Annotated in this window: 14 protein-coding genes; 4 read left to right on the forward strand and 10 right to left on the reverse strand. The window is 37.3% G+C overall.

From position 1 onward, the window contains the following. Window positions 1-98: 98 nt before the first annotated feature. The 6 genes from sov to ACZ9HT_RS00495 form a co-directional block, all read right to left on the reverse strand. Window positions 99-7,169: a T9SS outer membrane translocon Sov/SprA gene (sov, locus tag ACZ9HT_RS00470; RefSeq protein ID WP_476038466.1), complete on the reverse strand. Its 7,071-nt coding sequence runs from the start codon at window positions 7,167-7,169 to the stop codon at window positions 99-101. Window positions 7,170-7,172: 3 nt separating this feature from the next. Further along, window positions 7,173-7,757, reverse strand: a complete 585-nt coding sequence (gene ruvA, locus ACZ9HT_RS00475) for a Holliday junction branch migration protein RuvA (protein ID WP_476038467.1) — start codon at window positions 7,755-7,757, stop codon at window positions 7,173-7,175. Window positions 7,758-7,935: 178 nt separating this feature from the next. Next, window positions 7,936-10,221: an NADP-dependent malic enzyme gene (locus ACZ9HT_RS00480; RefSeq protein ID WP_476038468.1), complete on the reverse strand. Its 2,286-nt coding sequence runs from the start codon at window positions 10,219-10,221 to the stop codon at window positions 7,936-7,938. Window positions 10,222-10,295: 74 nt separating this feature from the next. After that, window positions 10,296-11,150 (reverse strand): BadF/BadG/BcrA/BcrD ATPase family protein, encoded by an 855-nt coding sequence (locus tag ACZ9HT_RS00485; protein ID WP_476038469.1) that lies wholly within the window; start codon window positions 11,148-11,150, stop codon window positions 10,296-10,298. Window positions 11,151-11,310: 160 nt separating this feature from the next. Next, window positions 11,311-11,559 carry a NifU family protein gene (locus tag ACZ9HT_RS00490; RefSeq protein ID WP_476038470.1) on the reverse strand — a complete coding sequence of 83 codons (249 nt, stop codon included), beginning with the start codon at window positions 11,557-11,559 and terminating at the stop codon, window positions 11,311-11,313. A 63-nt stretch (window positions 11,560-11,622) separates the two neighbouring features. Beyond that, entirely contained in the window at window positions 11,623-12,726 is a 1,104-nt protein-coding gene (locus tag ACZ9HT_RS00495) for an Mrp/NBP35 family ATP-binding protein (RefSeq protein ID WP_476038471.1), read from the reverse strand. Window positions 12,727-13,102: 376 nt separating this feature from the next. On the opposite strand from ACZ9HT_RS00495, the gene ACZ9HT_RS00500 reads away from it, so the two are divergent. Then, a complete protein-coding gene (locus ACZ9HT_RS00500; protein ID WP_476038472.1) occupies window positions 13,103-13,702 on the forward strand; it encodes a DUF4142 domain-containing protein in 600 nt (199 codons plus the stop codon). A gap of 75 nt (window positions 13,703-13,777) precedes the next feature. On the opposite strand, the gene ACZ9HT_RS00505 is transcribed toward ACZ9HT_RS00500, so the two are convergent. The 4 genes from ACZ9HT_RS00505 to ACZ9HT_RS00520 all read right to left on the reverse strand — a co-directional run bounded on the left by ACZ9HT_RS00505 (window position 13,778) and on the right by ACZ9HT_RS00520 (window position 17,028). Continuing rightward, entirely contained in the window at window positions 13,778-15,028 is a 1,251-nt protein-coding gene (locus ACZ9HT_RS00505; protein ID WP_476038473.1) for a dicarboxylate/amino acid:cation symporter, read from the reverse strand. 333 nt (window positions 15,029-15,361) lie between these two features. Next, window positions 15,362-15,781: an SH3 domain-containing protein gene (locus ACZ9HT_RS00510; protein ID WP_476038474.1), complete on the reverse strand. Its 420-nt coding sequence runs from the start codon at window positions 15,779-15,781 to the stop codon at window positions 15,362-15,364. Window positions 15,782-15,787: 6 nt separating this feature from the next. Further along, window positions 15,788-16,267, reverse strand: a complete 480-nt coding sequence (locus ACZ9HT_RS00515; RefSeq protein ID WP_476038475.1) for a BON domain-containing protein — start codon at window positions 16,265-16,267, stop codon at window positions 15,788-15,790. A 149-nt stretch (window positions 16,268-16,416) separates the two neighbouring features. Continuing rightward, window positions 16,417-17,028: an alpha-ketoglutarate-dependent dioxygenase AlkB family protein gene (locus ACZ9HT_RS00520; protein WP_476038476.1), complete on the reverse strand. Its 612-nt coding sequence runs from the start codon at window positions 17,026-17,028 to the stop codon at window positions 16,417-16,419. A gap of 62 nt (window positions 17,029-17,090) precedes the next feature. Here ACZ9HT_RS00520 and ACZ9HT_RS00525 point away from each other — a divergent pair, with 62 nt between their 5' ends. From ACZ9HT_RS00525 to ACZ9HT_RS00535, 3 genes are all read left to right on the forward strand, one after another. Beyond that, complete coding sequence (locus ACZ9HT_RS00525; protein WP_476038477.1) at window positions 17,091-18,947, forward strand: CocE/NonD family hydrolase; 1,857 nt, start codon at window positions 17,091-17,093, stop codon at window positions 18,945-18,947. A gap of 7 nt (window positions 18,948-18,954) precedes the next feature. Further along, window positions 18,955-19,761 carry a hypothetical protein gene (locus ACZ9HT_RS00530; protein WP_476038478.1) on the forward strand — a complete coding sequence of 269 codons (807 nt, stop codon included), beginning with the start codon at window positions 18,955-18,957 and terminating at the stop codon, window positions 19,759-19,761. A gap of 258 nt (window positions 19,762-20,019) precedes the next feature. After that, window positions 20,020-20,268, forward strand: a complete 249-nt coding sequence (locus tag ACZ9HT_RS00535) for a hypothetical protein (protein WP_476038479.1) — start codon at window positions 20,020-20,022, stop codon at window positions 20,266-20,268. Window positions 20,269-20,295 lie beyond the last annotated feature (27 nt).

Below are 20,295 nucleotides of genomic sequence, written 5' to 3' on the forward strand. Positions count from 1 at the left end.
TAACGATTTAATTTTAATCTTCACCCTAATTCTCCTTACCCAAAATCCCTCTCCAGAAAGGAGAGGGACTTTATCATTAAATTATTTAAAGTGTTTTTTTAAAAACCACCGCTTCCAGCGAAAGTAAACGTTGCCGTTAAACCTGCCCTGATCGTAGAAAGTGGAAAGGCGGTAGAAATCTTATATTTCGTCATAAGTTGATCGTAGAAAAAACGAAGATTAAAATTCTGTGACATGTTATAGTCTGCAGAAAATTTAAAGCTCATCATTCTTTGTCCGCCCGTGATCTGCGAATCATTCTGCAGAATATTGGTAATTCTGGTCTGGCTATCTCTTAAAGAGAAATCGCCACGAATATTTAAATCACTTTTAATGGTTGTTGATTTTCCTTTGAAATTCATTTTCATTTTTAAGTCTTTCAGAATATATCCGAAACCAACAATGTATTCATTTCCGGCATCTTCTGTTAATGTTTGATTCACCAAACCGAGCATAAACAATCTGTCGCGATTGTACTGCGCACGGAACTGCATATTATTTCTCATCGTAACATCGGCCCCGATCAGTGGTGCAAAAGCTTCCACATATCCAACCTGAGAGAAGGTGTAAGGATTAAATTTATTCTCGAAGGTATCGAACTGAGGTGCGGTTGGATTGTTATTTTTGTTATAAAAGTCAACACTCGACTGTATTCCCGTCGCAGTGTACGTTGAAGTATAACCGTGAAGAATATCAAACTTAGAAAACTGACTGTTGATCAATGGAATGTTTTTCAGACCGGAATAAGTCACTCTCCAGTTTGGAAGCGGAAAGCCGGATTTTTTAGGATCCGAAAGTCTTCCATTCACAGATCTGCCTTCAACGGCCGCCTGGAATGCCGGTATTAAAACGTAAGCATCGGCTAAACCACGACCATTTCTGAAGTCAGTTTCGTTGTAAGAACCGCCGGATTGTACAAAGATCTCTTTCGCATTTTCGTACATCGTATCGTAAATACTTTTTCCGTCTTTAAAGGCAGTATTAAAAGTCCACGTTGTTTTGGAATAGCTGATCAGATCAGTACCGAAGGAGTTTTGGAAACCGTCTCTCGTTGGATCTGCATCTACATTGTAACCACCCTGTATAAAATTACTGTTGTAATTTTTCAGGAAATTAATATCAATTCGGAATTCGTTGATCGGAGCGACCTGAACATTCGCCAAAAAGTTTTGATTCTTCATTTGGGAATACGGATCGTTCATATAATTGGAACTAGAGACCCAACCATTTTCGATGATCGTTCTGCGGATATCTGCCTGCGAACCTAAAAGGAAACCTGCAGTTGGCCCGCCCAAAGTTTGTCCGTAACCATACCAGTTTGGTGCAGAAAGCAAGCCCGGGAGAACAGTTCCGTTGTTTTCGTTATAAGAAACATCGATCTGTTTAATGGAAGTTAAAGCATATGCAACTCCCTGAATTGGACTCAGTTTATTTTTGAATTTATAGCTTTTAAAACTTTTCTTCTTGCCCTTTTTCTGCCAAGCCAGATTATATACATTGTTCAGGGAATCAATTTCCTGTTTGCGTTTCTGCATCGTGGTATTGATCTTTTGGAAATATTTAAACTTGCTGAAGAATTTCGGAACATCTACTGCAGCCGTTGCCACAATATTATTGGTGTTTTGACCAATGTTTCCTAAACTTTCAGATTGGTTCGTATCGGGATTTACAAAATTGGTTTGCACGGTACTTCTCGCATTCCAGTTATAGGTAAAGCCGTAACCCAATTCTGCATTAACAAAATCCAGATAAGGCAAATATTCAAAAGGGAACTTATAATTAAGCTGAACTCTGTGATTGTATAAAACCGGTCTTCCTGCCCGTAAAGGGTTTTCGAAGATGGATTTACTGTTCATATCATATACATTCAAATTATCATTCAGCGTTCGCATGGCTGAATTAATTTCCAGTTTTAAAGATTTCGTGAAGTTGAATCCAAGCGCATATTGCCAGCCAAAGTAGAAATTTCTGTTTTTAATGACATCAAAATCCTGACCTCCATTTCCATTAAGGATCGCCTCAATATTTCTAAATTCCAGTTCGTTATAATTACGGTCAATCTCTGTACGGAAAGAAACTCTTGTCGGCACCGGATTAAAATTAATCTCTTTGATCCATCTTAAATATTTGTAAGATTTCGCCGTGTCGCTCACTAACTTATTGAAAGGACGCAGAACAAAAGGTTTGAAAGAATAGTTGTAATCAGCGTAACCCCGCAAATATTGGCGGTAATTTTTCTTGGTGTAAACATCCCGGTAATAATCGTCGTTGTAAACGGTCGTCAGCGAAACATTTTCAATATCGTAAAATTTAGGTTTTCTGTTCGGATTCATTCTCTCCTTGCGCATGTTTACAACGCCTAAACTTCTCTGTTGCGTGTAAGTTCTGGCAACTGTTTTCAGTTCCTCTTTATTCGAAGCCTGATCGAAAGTGACATCGTTATCCAACGGATTATACTTCGGATCTTCAATTGTTTGAGTGTAAGAATAGTTCACAGGAATCTTCATCCCAATTTTTTCAGGTAAAAATTTATCAACATTTACGGTCGTGTTGATGCTGAAAGCAGAAAGTGCAGACTGGGATCTTTCGGCAGGTTTTTCTGTAATTCCACCAAATCCAATAGTAGATACAGAAGCGTTTGCGTTAACCAAAGCAAAATCACCCAGGTTGAAATTCACACTCGCGTTTCCGGCATAACCGCCTTTATTTTCAATTTCCGAAAGACGGATCTCATTCACCCAAAGAACCAGATCTTTGGACTTCACTGCATCTTTATTTCGAACACCCAACATAATGGTCGTTACATTTCCTAAACTAGGGCGACCTCTAATAAAGATCTTTTTGTCTGGATCCAGGGTCGCATATTCCGGATCTTCGGTTCGCTGATCGATCACGACCGCCGAATTTTGATCCCTTCTTAATTTTGCATCTACAAAGTTCTGAATTTCCAGATTCACTGTATTTTCAGAAGGCCAAATCTCCAAAGGTGAGGTTGCATTTCTTGGCGTATATTTTAAAGAAGTTTCGTATTCGTAATAATTATCGGTAGCATCACTTCCGAAACGGATAAAGAATTTTGCATCCTTATCGATACCGGTGCTTTGTGCGCCCTGTCTTACATCTTCAGCATGTACAAAAAGTTCTAAATTTTTGTAACGACGCATATCTAAAGCTACATTTTTGAAAACCCCTTTTGAAGTTTTTGCTTCGATCGGCGCTGTTTTGATATAAAGAGAAGCCTCATTTTGTCTTTGTGCACCAGCGTTTCCACTCAACACCTGTCTTTCGATCCCCGGAGGAAGAACGTAAGGTGGCTGGCTTAATCCGTTTTCTTCTAAATTCACGCTTCCAACGTCAACGAACTGGTTATCTACAGGATTTACTCCTTCGGTATCTGTAATGTTTGTCGCGATATCTTTGGTGTATTTTCTCCAGTCACTTCTAACCAGATCCAAAGTTCCAAAACGAATTGTTGAAGCCTGATCAAAACCAGTTAAAAGCATTCTTGCAAACCTTACGTTATTCAAGATCGAGAGATCTTTTACGCCTCCTTCATTTGCACCCTGATCGAATTGAGTAACAGGGACACGGAATAAATACCACTTATTTTTCCCGGCTTGTCCGTTTTGGAATTTCACATCAACTTCCTTTTCATCAACAATAAACTTCTGACCTAAAGCAAGGCTTGATTTATCAAGATTGATGGTGTATTGCGTGTAATTCTCATTTTGATCTAAATTGTAATCTCTGTTTACATCTTCAGCATCCGGCGTTTGAGTAGCAACTTCCAGCGTATTGCTTTGAGAATTCCCTTCCGGACCACGGAAATATTTATATCGTTCAGTTAAAGAAGAAGCCTGTGTTCCCTGAAATTGATCAGAAAGGTAGAACACAAAATCATCAGAGGCAGGATCCTCAACATTTTTCACAGGATTAATAAAGTTTGTACCAAATTTCGCCGCTTCACCTTCCGCACCTAAACCATCATATCCTAAATCCTGCGCAGTTCTTTCTTCATTTTCCGTAGAAAAAGCATATAGAATTGGAAACTGGTTTGGTTGATCACCCCAATTTGTAGTCGTTGTATTTGCAGGAACGTTTGGTGTTGGCAAACCATTTTCATACTGCAGTTTTCCATCTTTTAAAACATCTTCGCTCACGTTTCCTAACTGAAGCAATAATTTAGGATTTGCTCCCAAAGTATTCCCATCTGCATAAGGATCCATCATCCAGAATTCTACATATTCGATATTCGAATTAATAAAATTGGACACGGAGATGGGCCGCATTAAACCAGCCCATCGATCCTGAGTGGATTCGCTGTTTGGATTTACGTTGTAAGGCCCTCTTTCATTAGGGAAATAACTAATGTCAAACGTGTTGGTGAACAACTGTTCGCCGGCAACGAAATCACGGGAATTGTATAGTTCTTTCGTCTGAACTCTTCTGGAAGCATGATTAGAAACTGCGAGTGCATCAATTCCGTTCGGCGCTTTACCGCCAATCCCGTAAAATCTTGGATCAATATTATACCAGGTCATTAGACCTCTACCGTTTCCGAACGCCAGATCATCATTTAAATTAGCGTTGGCAAAATAAGGTTCCGGATTTTTTTCTGGTTTTGAAGCCAGACTCCACATGGCAGGTTCTTTTAAAGAAATTTTCGAAGTCGTTTGCTCGAAATCATCAATATAAGACTGGTTTCCGATCCCATTACTTTGTCCCGGAATTAGATAAGCTCCTTCTGCCATAAAACTCAAGTTCGAAGGTGCTTCTGTATTAATCAGTGGAATTTTATCAGTTAATCTTGTAAGGAAGGGCAATTCGTTATTGTATAAAATATTGAAGCCAGCCATTGTATTATTTACGGCTTCCTGCCCGAAATTTACTTTCTGGGTTAAAGGAGTTTCCGCATAATTCACAACCGTCCCGCCGATCGTTAAATGTTCATTGAATCGTCTTTCTAAATTTAAACCTAAAAATCTTTTTCGCTGCGTATTGAATGTTAGTTGATTCTCCAGGGAAATATTAATCGCCTGACCCGACTGTTTCACAGTTTCATTGATGATATTTACCGTACCCAGCATATAATCTACGGTATAATCGATGCCTTCCTGAAGTTGAACGCCATTCGCAGTTACTTTCACAGAACCTTGTGGAACATTGATGGCTCCTAAAGAAATCCCGGTTCCCTGAGAACCTTTAAAACGACCTTCAAGCGTATATCCTAAAGCCAATCTGTTTTCTGAAGCTACATTTTTAAACTTATCGTATAATTCATTAAATACAAATTTCGGGTCGCTGCTGCCTAAAACGTTCTGTAAATAGGCGCCGAAAGGTTTTGCTTTGGTGAAGATGATCTTCCCATTTTCCGGATCGATCGTAATTCCAGGCACAAAGTCGAAAATCCCATCTCCCGTTGTAGTTCCGTTTTGTTGTAAATCGTTATTCATATTCAACCGGTCCCAGTTGAATAATTTCAGCAGGTTGATATCCTGAACTGGTGTATTTGGTAAGTAATTTACTTTCCCATTCGTTGGATCACGTAAATAAACATTCAGTAAAAAACCGTCGCTATTGATCTGATTGGAATTTAATGAATAAATATTTTTCATCATCAAATCCCACATCGGCGTTGTAGTGGTGGTTTTAATATTAGATTTCAACAATTTCGTAATTAAGACCGGACTTTCTTCAGAAAATTCTCCGACTTTATACACTTTATTGTCTCCATTCAAAGTAAAAGTATAGGCAACCGATAAAAGCTGATTATCATTCAAACGTTGATTAAGAGAGATGTAACCGAGTTGCGGATTGTAAGTAAATTCGTTTTGATTTAATTTCCGTGCTTTCCTGTTGAAGATAAACTGTTCGCCATCTGTATAAGTTTCAGGTGAACCATTTGCATTCGGGAACGACTGTCCGTTGATTGCATTGTATGTCGTATTTACATCCCGAATTCCAGTTCCTAAATTTACAATTCCCTGGTAAAGTCCATTTTGAGAATTATCTGGATATCCGGAAGGTCCTTCACCCAAATCACGAATCCCTAAAATCCCTTTCTGATCCTGAAGATTCCCGGAGCCTTGATCTAAAACCCAGGCTTCAATTCTGGTAATGCTGATTCTGGAATTAATTTGTGGGTAATTCAGTAAAGCTTTATCGTAATTATCTAAGAAATAATGTCCGATATAATAATGCTGATTATCTTCATAATCGATCGCATTTAATTTGAAGGTGTTCATTATACCGCCACCCTGAGCGATAATATTTCGGGATTCGCCCTGTTGCTGAGAGAATACCAAGGTTCCCGTTGTTTTTCCGAGCTGGAATTCTGTCTTTAAACCGAACAAAGATTCTGAACCTCGAATTAAACTCGTAGAAAGCGGCATATTTACATTTCCGAATTCTACTCTTTTGATGATTTTATCTTCACCACCCGTGGTTTTATCTGCTAAACCTTTGCTTTGCAAATCTTTCCACGTTCCTTTTGCCTGCCAAACCAAGTTCATTCTGTTCTCGAAAGCGAAACCGCTTTGAGTGTCGTAGTTGGCTTTCAGTTGTAAATTTTCCCCGACTTTACCGAGTAATCCAAGTTGAATTCTCTGTTGAATATCAATGGCAAAACTGGTTCTGTTTTGAGGTAAAATTAAAGGATTATCGATTTTTTGATAAAGTCCACCAATATCGAAAGAGGCGAAACCTTGGGGAATAATTTCAATTTTATTACCACCAAAGATCGATTCGAAAAGTTTGTTTTTTATATTGACGCTGGGCAACAATCCTTTTTTAACCGCATCACTTTGATCCCTGCGATATCCTAAATTATTAGTTGAAGATTTTTCATTATAATAAGCACTTAACTGATTGTTAAGCATATACTGATTATACTCGGCAGATGTCATAGAAACTGGATTGCCGACTACCAAATTTCCGATCTTGGGATACAGGAAATACATGCCGCTGGAAACATCATAAAACGCTTCATATCGGGTAGGATCCGGAAGAGCATAATCTTCTCTTACCGATGTACTGTCTTGTGGAATTACCTGCGCAAAAATGCCCGTAGCGGAAAAACACAGAAATATTAAAACTAAAAATTTATGCTGAAAAAAATTATTCTTCTCCAAATGTTAAATGTTTTTTAAGATTTGCTTCACTAACTCTTCGACAGAAAACTCCGGATTTTGCTTTAAAATACGGTCCGCAATCTTCTCGCTCATCTTTTTTGGGATGCCCAAAACTTCTAAAGCAGATAACGATTCTTCTTTGATTTTATTATTTGCAAATGTAGAAATATTTTCTTCAGAATCTTTGAATTTCTGCACTTTATCCCGCAGATCTACAATAACTCTTTCGGCGGTTTTTGTGCCAATTCCTTTCACCTTTTGGAGCATTAAACTGTTGTTGGAAAGGATGCCGGAAGCAATCTCCTCTAAGCTCAAAGATGAGAGCATAATGATGGCAGAAACAGGTCCTACTCCATTAACACTTATTAACAGATTAAACATTTCTTTTTCTAAAATTGTGTTAAAACCGAAAAGCAAATGGGCGTCTTCCCGAATAATCTGCTGGATATTTAGAAACGTAGGTTTTCCCAGCAACAACTTTTCTGAAGTCTGCAAACTAATGCCTACAAAATAACCCACTCCGCTTACATCGACGATGACAGAAGTTGGATTAAGTTCCTGAACGATTCCTTTGAGTGAATAAATCATTTTTAGTGTTTTTTTGAAAGTGCCAAAGTTAATAATTTGAATGAACAAAAAAAACAGTCTTTTCAGACTGTTTTTGTAATAAATAGTGCGTTTATTTATGATTATGATTCGCGTATTTGAGCAACATCATTACAATCAGAAAAGAATCGCTGAATAATATTTAAGTTTTAATTTTAAACTAATCCTTTTCTCTTCTCTGTGCATCTAAAACAGCGATCGTTGCTAAATTCACGATCTCATCAACGCTTGCACGCATTTGTACAACGTGAACGGGTTTTTTAAGACCCATTAAAATTGGACCTACAACCTGCGCTACTTTTAAACCGCGAATGATCTTATAGGAAATATTAGCACTTTCTAAATTTGGAAAAACAAATACATTTGCTGGCGTTGTTCCTAGTTTAGAGAAAGGATAATCGGAAAGATGATCAGCATTTAAAGCGAAATCCGGCTGAATTTCCCCATCAACGATCATATTCGGAAATTTTTCATGAAGAATATAAACTGCCTTCGCTACTTTTTTGGAAGTTTCGGAGATCCCGGAGAAATTCTCGAAGGAAAGCATGGCAATTCTGGGTTCTATGGCGAAAGATTTCACCGTCATTTCCGACATTCTTGCGATCTCTACCAAATCTTCCGAAGTGGGATTTTGGTTGATAGAAGTGTCTGCAAAGAACAAAGGTTTCTTTCCGGTCATGATCATCATCATGGAAGAAATTTTTTCTACACCTTTCTCCTTTTCAATGATCTTTAAAATAGGTTTTAGAGTAGAAGAATAATTTTTTGAGAAACCGACGATCAGAGCATCAGTATCTCCATGATGCAACATCAAAGGACCAAAATAATCTCTCTGACGCACGTACCGTTTAGCTTTATACTCGTTCATGCCTTTTCGCTGGCGTAATTTCCAAAGCGTTTCTCTGTATAAAACGCGGTTTTCTTCCTGATCATCATCCATAGGATCAACAATTGGAACATCGATCTCGATACCGAATTTCTTCATTTGCTCCAGAACATATTTCTTCTCTCCTAACAAGATCGGTTGCGCGATTCCTTCTTCATAAAGGATTTGAGCAGCTTTCAGGACATTATATTCCTCTGCATTTCCAAGAGTGACTCTTTTTGGATTAGAACGCGCTCTGTTCTGCATCATGCGGATCAATTTTTCGTCACGACCCATTCTGTCGAGTAAAGCATTTTCGTAATCTTCGAAATTTTCGATCGGTTTTCCGGCGATCCCACTTTCCATCGCTGCTTTTGCAACTGCAATAGAAACTTTGGTGATCAAACGGTTATCGAAAGGTTTCGGTATAAAATATTCTCTGCTAAAATTTAAATTTTTAAGATTGTAAGCCAGAATCACAGCTTCCGGAACGGGCTCTTTCGCCAGATCAGCAATTGCTTTCACGGCTGCGAGTTTCATCTCTTCGTTAATTCCGGTCGCCTGAACATCGAGCGCACCACGGAAAATATAAGGAAAGCCGAGAACGTTGTTGACCTGATTAGGATAATCGCTTCTTCCTGTTGCCATAATCGTATCTGGGCGGGTTTCCATCGCGAGTTCGTATTCAATTTCCGGATTTGGATTTGCTAAGCCAAAAACGACAGGATTTTCCGCCATTGTCAAAAGCATTTCTGCAGTCATCACGTCGGCTTTGGAAAGTCCGATAAAAACATCAGCACCTTTCAAAGCTTCTGCTAAAGTCTCCATGTCGGTATTGGCAATGAAATCGAGTTTTTCCGGCGTCAGATTTTCTCTTTTATGATTGATGATGCCTTTGGAATCGCACATCAAAACGTTTTCTTTTTTTAATCCAAGCTCTAAATATAATTTTGTACAGGCGATTGCTGCAGCTCCGGCGCCATTAACGACCACTTTTACCTCATCAATTTTTTTACCGGCAATTTCTAAAGCATTGATCAACGCTGCTGCAGAAATAATTGCAGTTCCGTGCTGATCATCGTGCATTAAAGGAATATTGAGCTCTTCTTTTAGTTTCTTTTCAATATAGAATGCTTCGGGTGCTTTAATATCTTCCAGGTTGATTCCACCAAAAGTCGGCGCGATCCCTTTTACGATCTGAATGAATTTATCAGGATCCGTTTCGTTAATTTCGATATCGAAAACATTGATATCTGCAAAAATCTTGAACAAAAGTCCTTTTCCTTCCATTACTGGTTTGGAAGCTTCTGCACCAATATTTCCTAATCCTAAAACAGCTGTTCCGTTAGAAATTACTGCCACTAAATTTCCTTTTCCTGTGTATTCGTACGCTAATTTGGGATCTCTTTCAATTTCCAGACATGGAATCGCTACACCCGGCGAATACGCTAAAGACAGGTCTCTTTGTGAAGAATGGGGTTTTGATGGAATGACTTCTATCTTACCTTTTGGCTCAACACTATGATAATCGAGTGCTGCCTGATTAAAGTTTTTTTCGTCTCTGTTCGTTTTACTTGACATATTTTTCTTTTTGTTTGCAAGTGTAAAGCTGGATGAGCTTTTATACTTTGCTGATGATTATTTTGAATTAAATTTTAATCCAAAATATATTTTTTGTGATAATCTACAAGACTTTCGATGGGTTTCTGCACCACTTTTCCAATTTTCAAATTGAGTTCTGCCGCGGCGGATCTTAAAATATCTTCGTAGATAAAAGCGATGTATCCGATGAAATTAATTTCAACTTCGCCGGCTTCAGGATAAGGAAGCACCTGATAATCAAGGAAATTCTTCAATTCATCGAAAACCATATTCTGAAAATACGGATGCTTTTTCCGTTCTGCAATAAATTTATTGAATTCTCCCAAATACGCATTGGCTCTGGGATTGTGATACATGCTTCGAATAGCTTCTTCGATGGTGAGATTGTAAGTATCCTTAAAATCCTTTTCTAAATCCTGCGGTAATTTCTTCATGAAAAACCTTCGTAAAAGGTGTTTTCCCAAAGCGCTTCCACTGCCTTCGTCGCCGATCAGAAAACCCAGTGAGGGTAAATCGATCCTAATTTTTTCTCCATCAAAAAAACAGGAATTAGAACCTGTACCCAAAATACAAACAATTGCCGGCTTGCCGTTGTAAGCAGCGTACGCAGCAGCAGTCATATCTTCTTTAATGTTAATCTCGGCGTGAGGAAAAGTTTTCACAAACTCTTTTTTCACCTTTTCCGCATTATCGGGCGTGCCACAACCTGAACCGTAAAAGAAAACTTTTTCTATATGGTTTTTCAGAAAGAAAAGTTCTGGATTTCTGTCAATTTCCTGCAGGATAAAATCAGGATTAATGATATTTGGATTGAATCCCAAAGTCGTGGTTTTCAAATGGATCTTCCCGGAACTTTCGAGGATAACCCAGTCACATTTCGTGGAGCCGCCGTCAACAATGGCAATCATATTCTGTAAAATTTAATCCGCTAAAATATCAATTTAAATTTAAAACTTTTCTTATTTGCCGCACTATTTTAATTTAGAGCAGCCTTTATAAGGATCGAGGTAAAAAAAAGCAATTCAAAAAAATGAATTGCTAATATTATTTGATGGTGATTTTTTGTTCTTATTCCACCTCAACAACACCTATAATTTCTGGTGCGAATTGCTTGATGGTATTTTCAACTCCAAGTTTCATGGTAGAAAAACTCATAGGACAACCATTACAGTTTCCCTGAAGTTTAACGGATACAATATTGTCTATCACATCGATCAACTCGATATCACCGCCGTCTTTATTCAAAAACGGACGAATACTTTCCAGCGCAGCCATCACTTTTGTTACGGTTTCTTCGTGCATTATGTCTGTTTTCATTGTTGTATTCTGCTATTCTTGATCGTTTGGAAATATAATTTTTTTTCAACTTGTCTTTTTTAGCTATTTTTTCGAGGAGCAACCTGCCATTGTCGTGATCTTAACTGCTTCTGTAGGTGGAAGTAATTTGTTTCTTTCTACCAGACTCTCAATCATATTCTGGGCAGTTTTAATGTAGATCTCTTCGATTAGAGAACCTTTTTGCAAAACAGCGGGTCTGCCAACATCGCCAGCTTCACGGATGCTCTGAATAATTGGAATTTCACCTAAAACAGGGATTCCAAGATCTTCTGCTAAAAATTGTGCGCCTTGATTACCGAAAATATAATATTTATTATCTGGTAATTCTTCTGGAGTAAAGTACGACATATTTTCAATTAAACCTAGTACAGGAATGTTGATGCTTTCCATCTGGAACATTGCAATTCCTTTTCTTACATCGGCAAGCGCGATATGTTGAGGCGTACTTACAATTACAGCTCCTGTAACCGGAACTTCCTGAATGATAGACAAATGAATATCACCAGTTCCCGGAGGCAGATCGACTAAAAGGAAATCAAGTTCTCCCCAAGCTGCGTCGCGGATCATTTGATTTAGTGCTTTCGAAGCCATTGGACCACGCCAAACTACGGCTTGATTTGCACCGGAGAAATATCCGATCGACAACATTTTGACTCCGTAATTTTCTACAGGCTTCATTAAACTCTTGCCATCAACTTCTACGGAAACCGGTTTTTCGCCAACCGTATCAAACATTGTTGGGATTGAAGGTCCATAAATATCAGCATCTAAAATGCCAACCTTGAAGCCCATATTCGCCAACGTTACCGCCAGATTTGCCGCAACTGTTGATTTACCAACGCCCCCTTTTCCGGAAGCAATGGCGATGATATTTTGGATTCCTTTGATTTGTTTTCCTTTGATCTGACTCATCTGAACTTCTGAAGGTTCCGGTGAAGCAATTTTTAATTTTAAAACCACTTCTTCGCCAAATTCCGAGGCAAAAGCCTGTTTCATCGCAGCTTCGAGTTTTTTCTTTTCGTGCATTGCGGGTGAATGAGCGGTCATATCTATATAAACATCATTTCCCATCACCTGAAAATTGTGTACTAAATCATCAACTTCTATCTCCTTTAAAAAGGCCTGAACTTTTTCTTTCGTCAACATAATTCTTTATAATAAATTGAACTGCAAATTTACAGAAACTTTTGCTATTTAGAATCAATAAAAGCTATTGATAAAGTTCATGTATTCTTTTCATTTCTAAAAAAATTATCTTTTACTGGATTAAAAACAGTAAAAGAAGATGCTTATTTTTTCCGGAAGATATTATTTTGATAAAGTCCGTTGTAGTTGAAATTCGCAGACAATTTATTTTATAATTGGAAATAATAAAGCTCAAAAATGGAGATCAATTTAAAGCATTCTGTTTTCAAGGGAGGACAAATAATGTATTGAATGTCTCTTTTGGCAAAAAAATTGCTCAACTAACTCTGTCTCAAACATTTTGAGAATTATAATCAACCTTAAAAATTTTATTATTATGAAAAAATCAATTCTTACCATTCTTATGGTTGCTGCTTTGGTAGCTTGTAAAAAGAACGAAACAACTGTTGTAGATAATTCTACGGATAGTTTAAACATGGTTGCTCCAACCGATTCCAGTATGATGCCAGCAGACTCAACTGCAATGTCTGGAACTGCTGCAATGTTGACCGATCAAGACAAAATGTTTACAGACGCAGCAGCAAAAGGCGGAATGATGGAAGTGATGTTGGGTGAATATGCCGAAATGAACGGGACAAGTGCAAAAGTGAAAGCTTTAGGAAAAATGATCAAAGAAGATCATATGAAAGCGAATGATGAACTTAAAAGCTGGGCTTCAACTTCAAAATATATGCTACCAACTCAACTGGATGCTGATCAGCAAAAAATGGTTGATGATTTAAAAATGAAGAAAGGAATGGATTTCGATAAAGCGTATACCGATATGATGGTGAGCGATCACAAAAAAGATATCGCTGAATTCAAAAAAGAAGCAGCAGAAGGAACAGGTGATTTGAAAGCATTTGCTATGAAAATAGTTCCAACTTTAGAAGCACATTTAACAGCTTCTGAAGATGCAATGAAGTCTCTGAAATAACTATAGACTTTTTAAAGTACAAATCCCGCGATATTGCGGGATTTTTTATGCTTAATATTTGATTTTGAAGAGAAGTTACATATCTCCGCCATGATTTTCCAGCTGACCTTCCCATTTAGAAACAGAAGAAGTAGCTAAAGCATTTCCTAAAACATTCGTCATACTTCTACCCATATCACAGAAATGATCGATCGGAAGGATCAGAGCAATTCCTTCGGGTGGAATGCCGAACATAGTACAGGTTGCTACGATAATAACCAAACTGGCTCTTGGAACTCCGGCGATTCCTTTTGAGGTTAACATAAGGACTAAAAGCATTGTAATTTGTTGTCCGATCGTCATGTCGATTCCGTAGATCTGGGCAATGAATATAGAAGCAAAAGTCATGTACATCATACTTCCGTCGAGGTTAAAGGAATATCCGAGTGGTAAAATAAAAGAGACAATTCTATTATTACAGCCAAATCTTTCCAGCTCTTCAACCAGCTTCGGGAAAACCGCTTCGGAACTTGTTGTGGAAAACGCGATCAATAAAGGTTCTTTTATTCTTCTTAGTAATTCGAATAAACGGTTTCCTAAAATCATGTATCCAACGATACAGAGTACGAGCCATAACACACCTAGGGCAAAGAAGAAATCACGCAGATAGATCGCATAGACTTTGAAAATTTCGAAACCGTTGGTAGCGACCACTGCAGCGATTGCTCCTAAAACTCCGAAGGGCGCGAACCACATAATATAACCTACCATTTTTAAAATAGCGTGGGCACAAATATCGAAAGCTTTAATGATCGGTTTGGTATATTCCTCGCCCATATTTGCTAAGGCAACACCGAACATGATGGAGAAAACTACAATTTGAAGAACCTCATTCGTAGCAAAAGCTTCGAATAAACTTTTTGGAATAATATGTTTTACAAAATCTTCTAAAGAAAATCCTTTTGATGTTTTAAGCAATTCGTCCGCAGAAGAAGCGTCCTGAATTGGAAGTTGCGTTACATGTCCCGGTTCTAACCAGTTCACGAAAATTAATCCGATAAACAGGGAAACTAAAGAAGCGGTAATAAACCAAAGCATTGCTTTCGATCCTACTCTACCAATCATTTTCATATCGCTCATCTTTGCAATTCCTACAACCAGCGTGGTAAAAACTAAAGGAGCAATGATCATTTGCACCAAACGAATAAATATGGTACCTAAAAGTTTAATGTTATTTGCAAATTCCTGAGAATTGTCGGGATATTGAAGATGCACGACGCCACCCATAATTACGCCTAAAATTAAGGCAATGATGATGAAGATAAACAGTTTATTTTGACCTTTCATATGTAGATTTTTGTAAGATTTACAAATATATGTTTTTTTAGGAAACACTTAGCCGGGAATTGTACTTGCTAGACCTAAAACTATTTAACGCTAAATATCCGAATTCTACTGTTTATTATTTTCCTTGAAATTTTTCTTGATGCAATAATTAAGTTTTAAAACGCAATCCCGGACAAGCGATTGTAGTGAAAATCCTTTTTAGCGTTGGGAACGTAAGGCAAAAAGATTGCAACGGAAAGCGCGGTCCCGACAGAAAACGAAAGTTTTTTGTCGGGATGGCCCATAAAAAAACCCCTGAAAAATCAGAGGTTCTGTATTATTTAAGACGTAAAATTAAGCCTGCAAATATCTTGAATAGGCGTAACCTTCTTCACCATCGGCAGTTTTTACTTTCCACCAGTCATCGGAAGTCTGCTCTACTAAAGTAACAGATTCGCCTTTCGCCGCTTTACCAACAATAGCACCGTCTGTAGAAGGCGTTTGTCTGATGTTAAGATTAGAATCTTCGGTAACAACTTTTAAAGAAGCTCCGGAAGCCAGACCCGCCACCTGAACATCTACATTAATATCGGAAGCAGAATACGTAGAATCGATCGATCCTAAAGCGTTCCAAACAGCATCTTTCGCGGCTGTAGAATTAGCATGTCCGGAAACATAAAGAATCCCATCCTGCTCATTTACCTGAAGATTTGAAACTCCGGCAGATTGTGCTGCAGAAATTACTCCTGCATATTTATCTTGTAATGTACTCATTTTTAATTATTTAACGATGTAATTATAATTTACTTTCCCTGCGTTTAAGGCATCAACAGACATTTTGATCTGTCTTGCCTGTGCTGAAGATACGTTTCCGGTTAATGTTAATTCACCATTCACAACCTCTACCTTTACAGAAGGGAAATCTTTAACAGCATCCGTAACTTTTTGCTGCACCACAGGATCCACTGCAGAAGCAGTTTCTACGACAACGGGAGCGGCAATTGTTGCCATATCCATAACATCTTTAATTCCCGGAATCGCTTTTAAACTGGCGATCATATTATCTTTAGCAGCCTGATCAGCGAAAGTTCCACTTAAATGGGCAGTTCCGTCTTTTACTTCTACCGTCGCGTTAGGATTAGATGTTACAACCGTTGTAGCCTGAGTTTGAAGCTCTGCATCTGAAACTTTCTTTTTACAGGAGATAGAACCGAATGACACAGCAAGTGCCAATGCAGCCATTGCAATTGTTTTTTTCATAGTTGAATTTGTTTAATGTTAAAAATTATAATCTCAAATTTAATAATAATATCTCCGCTTAGATCTTTACAAATGATAAACTTTTCTTAAAATTTAAGAAGTTGGTGCGATTTCCTCCTATTTAGGGCGTATTCAAATTCCGTTGATGTTTAAGATATTTCAATCGTTCGGAAGGTTAAATTGATCCTCGGCGTAAAGATCTTTTTTGTGGGTGGAAGGCGATGCAGCCAGAACTTCTGGGTTTGGTCTTTCATTACTAATAGACTTCCGTTTGCTAAGTAGATATCTATTTTTTCTTTTGTCGTTTTATGTTTGAAGGAAAATTTTCTTTCGGCACCAAAACTTAAAGAGGCGATCGCACCATTATTTTTAAGATCCTTTTCGCCGTCGCTGTGATAAGCCATTCCTTCATTCCCATCATGGTATAAATTCAGCAGACAGGAATTATATTTTTCGCCTGTTTTTTCTTCCGTTAATATTTTAAGATGCAAAAGTTCTTTCGTCCAGGGAAGCGCTTTTTTTGTTGTTTTGGAATAGGTGTATTCGAAAGTTTGATCGCCGTACCATGCCACTTTTCTTTTTGTAATGATTTTTTTACCGAAAATTATGGCTTCATCATTGCGCCATTCAACGGTTTTAAAAAGATGATCGTAAAATTGATTTGCTTTGTCCTCCTCCAAAATTTTACCGTAATAATTCACAGTTCCATCTTGTGGCAGAAGGTTAAGTGTTGGATCAGCAATGTTCTCAAATAATTCCATGAATCTAATTTTAAGTTCAAATTTCTGTTTTTTATTTTATAAATTCGTTCAAAATTATTTCTATGAAAAAATACTTTCAAATTACTTTTGTTTTCTTAATGATCTTTACGTTCGGTCAAAACAAACCAGACAATACTTTTGTAAAAGAAAATTACAACAAAAAAGAAGTTTATATCACCATGCGCGATGGCGTGAAACTCTTCACTTCTATTTATACTCCAAAGGATATTTCGAAAAATAAAAAACTGCCTTTTTTAATGCAAAGGACTTGTTACAGCATAGCACCTTATGGAGAAACTGAATTTCCAAAATCTTTGGGACCGAATAAATATTTGATGCAGGATGAATATATTTTCGTTTATCAGGATGTTCGGGGCAGATTTATGAGCGAAGGAAGCTGGACGAATATGACGCCGCAAGTAGAACACAAATCTAATAAAGATGTGGACGAAAGTACCGATACATATGACACGATCGATTGGCTCATTAAAAATGTAGACAACAACAATAAAAAAGTCGGTCAGTACGGAACTTCATATCCGGGATTTTATACGGCTGCAGGAATTTTATCGGATCATCCAAGTTTGGTCGCCTCTTCTCCACAAGCGCCAATTTCTGATTTTTGGAATGATGACTTTCTGCACAATGGTAAATTTATGCTGGGATATTTCCGGACTTTTCCTGTGTTTGGAATTCAGAAAACGAAGGCTGAAAAAGAAGGTTGGTATATGGACACTTTCATCAAACCTACTTCAGAAGACGGTTTGAAATTCTACAGAGATATGGGAACTTTGAAAGACGGTTACGAAAAATATTATAAAAATAATTTCTTCATGACGGAAATTATGGAGCACACGAACTATGATGAATTCTGGCAAAAGAGAAGTTTATTACCTCATCTAAAAAATGTAAAACATGCCGTAATGACTGTTGGTGGTTGGTTCGATGCTGAAGATCTTTCAGGACCTTTAAATATTTATAAAACGATTGAAAAAACCAGTCCGAAAGCAAAAAACACGATTGTGATGGGACCTTTTTCTCACGGAGCCTGGGGAAGAGAAACCGGAAAAGCATTTCATAACGATATTTATTTCGGCGACAGTATCGCGACTTACTACCAGAAAAACCTGGAAACTAAATTCTTTAATCATTATTTAAAAGGAGATACAAAAACTGATGCAGGAATTCCGGAAGCGGTGATGTTTGATACAGGAACTGATGTTTGGAAGGAGTTCGCGCAATATCCACCAAAAAACGCGAAGAAAGTGAGTTTTTATCTGGCTGATGGGACTTTAAAAAATACGGCTGCCGATGATTTTTCTGAATATTACAGCGATCCTTCGAACCCGGTTTTGAGTTCAGTGAACTTGAAAGAATTCAATGGATTTACCCCAAGAAATTACATGAGCGAAGACCAACGATTTTCTGAAGGAAGACCAGATGTCGTTACTTTTACAACAGACGCTTTAACTGAAGATATGACTTTCGGTGGAGAAATCATGGCGAAATTAAATATCGCATCAACTTCTACTGATGCAGATTTCGCGGTAAAACTGATCGATATTTACCCGGAAGATTTTGTACCAAAAGAGAAAAAAGACGGTGTGCTTTATGGAAACTATCATCAAATGGTTCGAAGCGAAATTATGCCTGCACGATTCAGAAATTCAAGAGAAAAACCGGAAGCTTTGGTTCCAAATCAAAAAACCGCGGTGAATTTCAAATTGCAGGATGTAATGCACACGTTCAAAAAAGGACATAAAATCCAGATTCAAATTTCGAGCACCTGGTTTCCTTTGTTCACAGTAAATCCTCAAAAATTCATGGATAATCCAAACTTTGCAACGAAGGAAGATTACACAAAAGCGCTTATTAAAATTTTCGGGGACAGTTCTTTGGAGGTCGATGTTTTGAAATAGGATGAAAATGGTAAAAAGAAGTTTTATTAATTTTTTTAGTCTTTTATTATTCCTCTTCATCATCAGTTGTGAAAATAAAAAGGATGATACAAAGGCGGAGATTTCAAAAATAAAAACTGATTCAATAAAAAATCCTCAAAAAGAAATTTCGAGTTCAAAAATTGTATTTGAAAGTTATTCGAAAGAAGGAATTTTATTAAAAGGAACGTTGTCTGTTTTCGATGAAAATTTAGTGGAAACAGGTCAAATTGAAGTAAATGAAATTTCAAAAGTGAAAATTTTAGCAAAGAGCAAACAAATTTATAACATTGGAAATAGTAAGGATTATTGTTTAAAATCTAATTTTGTAAAGATCAAATTTAAAGGAAAATGGATTATTGTTTTTGGTCAAAATATTTATAAAATAGATGCGGATCGAAAGTTTGCATTTCAAAATGATCAAAAGGAAGATTTTTTAATTTTTCCGGTCACGAATTTTGAAATGGGTGCTTCTGATGATGATGGCTTGACCGGTTGCGATGATTTCAGCTATTTAATTATCGCTGACCAAAACAATCGTTACTTCACTATATCTTCACCTAAAAATGAGGGAAATCGCTCGAAACAAAAATTTGCAACTCTAGTTCACGATGATGGAATGCTCGAGCGGATCTACGATGTTAAAATACTTAATGATTCCGTAATCATAAAAGTCGGTGCTCAATATCAGGAAGGGCTTGGTGCTTATAATTTGAATACCAGCATAAAAGACTACTTTTCAAATTCTAGGATTACCAGAGAAACAAGTTTTGCCGAGCCTATTCACCATAGATAATATAAAATTCTTTCAAAAATTAATGGACCGTTTTTATTGAAATTGTTGAGGGGTAGTTTTTTGGGGTTGATGTTTTAATATAATTGCAGCAGAGCAAAGGAAAAAGTAAAAAGAGCCAAGTGAATTTAAATCGACTTTTTTTTGATGAATTCTTTTAAATTTAATATAAAAAACATCAAGTCCTTCAATTTTTTATCCAAGCACAATGAAAATATTTCTTCGTATTTTTTTACATTTTTTAAGGTTGCATTGGGAATATTGATTATTTATTTCTTGCTGACCAAAAGTGAATTGTCTCTGATCGTTGCGCTTTTTAGCATTCCCATCTTTCTATTTGATTATAAGTTTAACAGGAACGGTCTTATTGCTATTATTCTTTTTGTAGTTGCGGCAGCAGCGAATGCAGTATTCCGGGAATTTTTTCATCGCGAAATTCCAGAGTTGATTAGCATAAGTGCAGTACTCGGACTTTTCATCTCTGCGTATCAGGGTAGAAAATTTAGATAATCGAAAACTTAATTAAAAAAGCCTTTC

It is taken from the genome of Chryseobacterium sp. UYP7 (assembly GCF_056279225.1).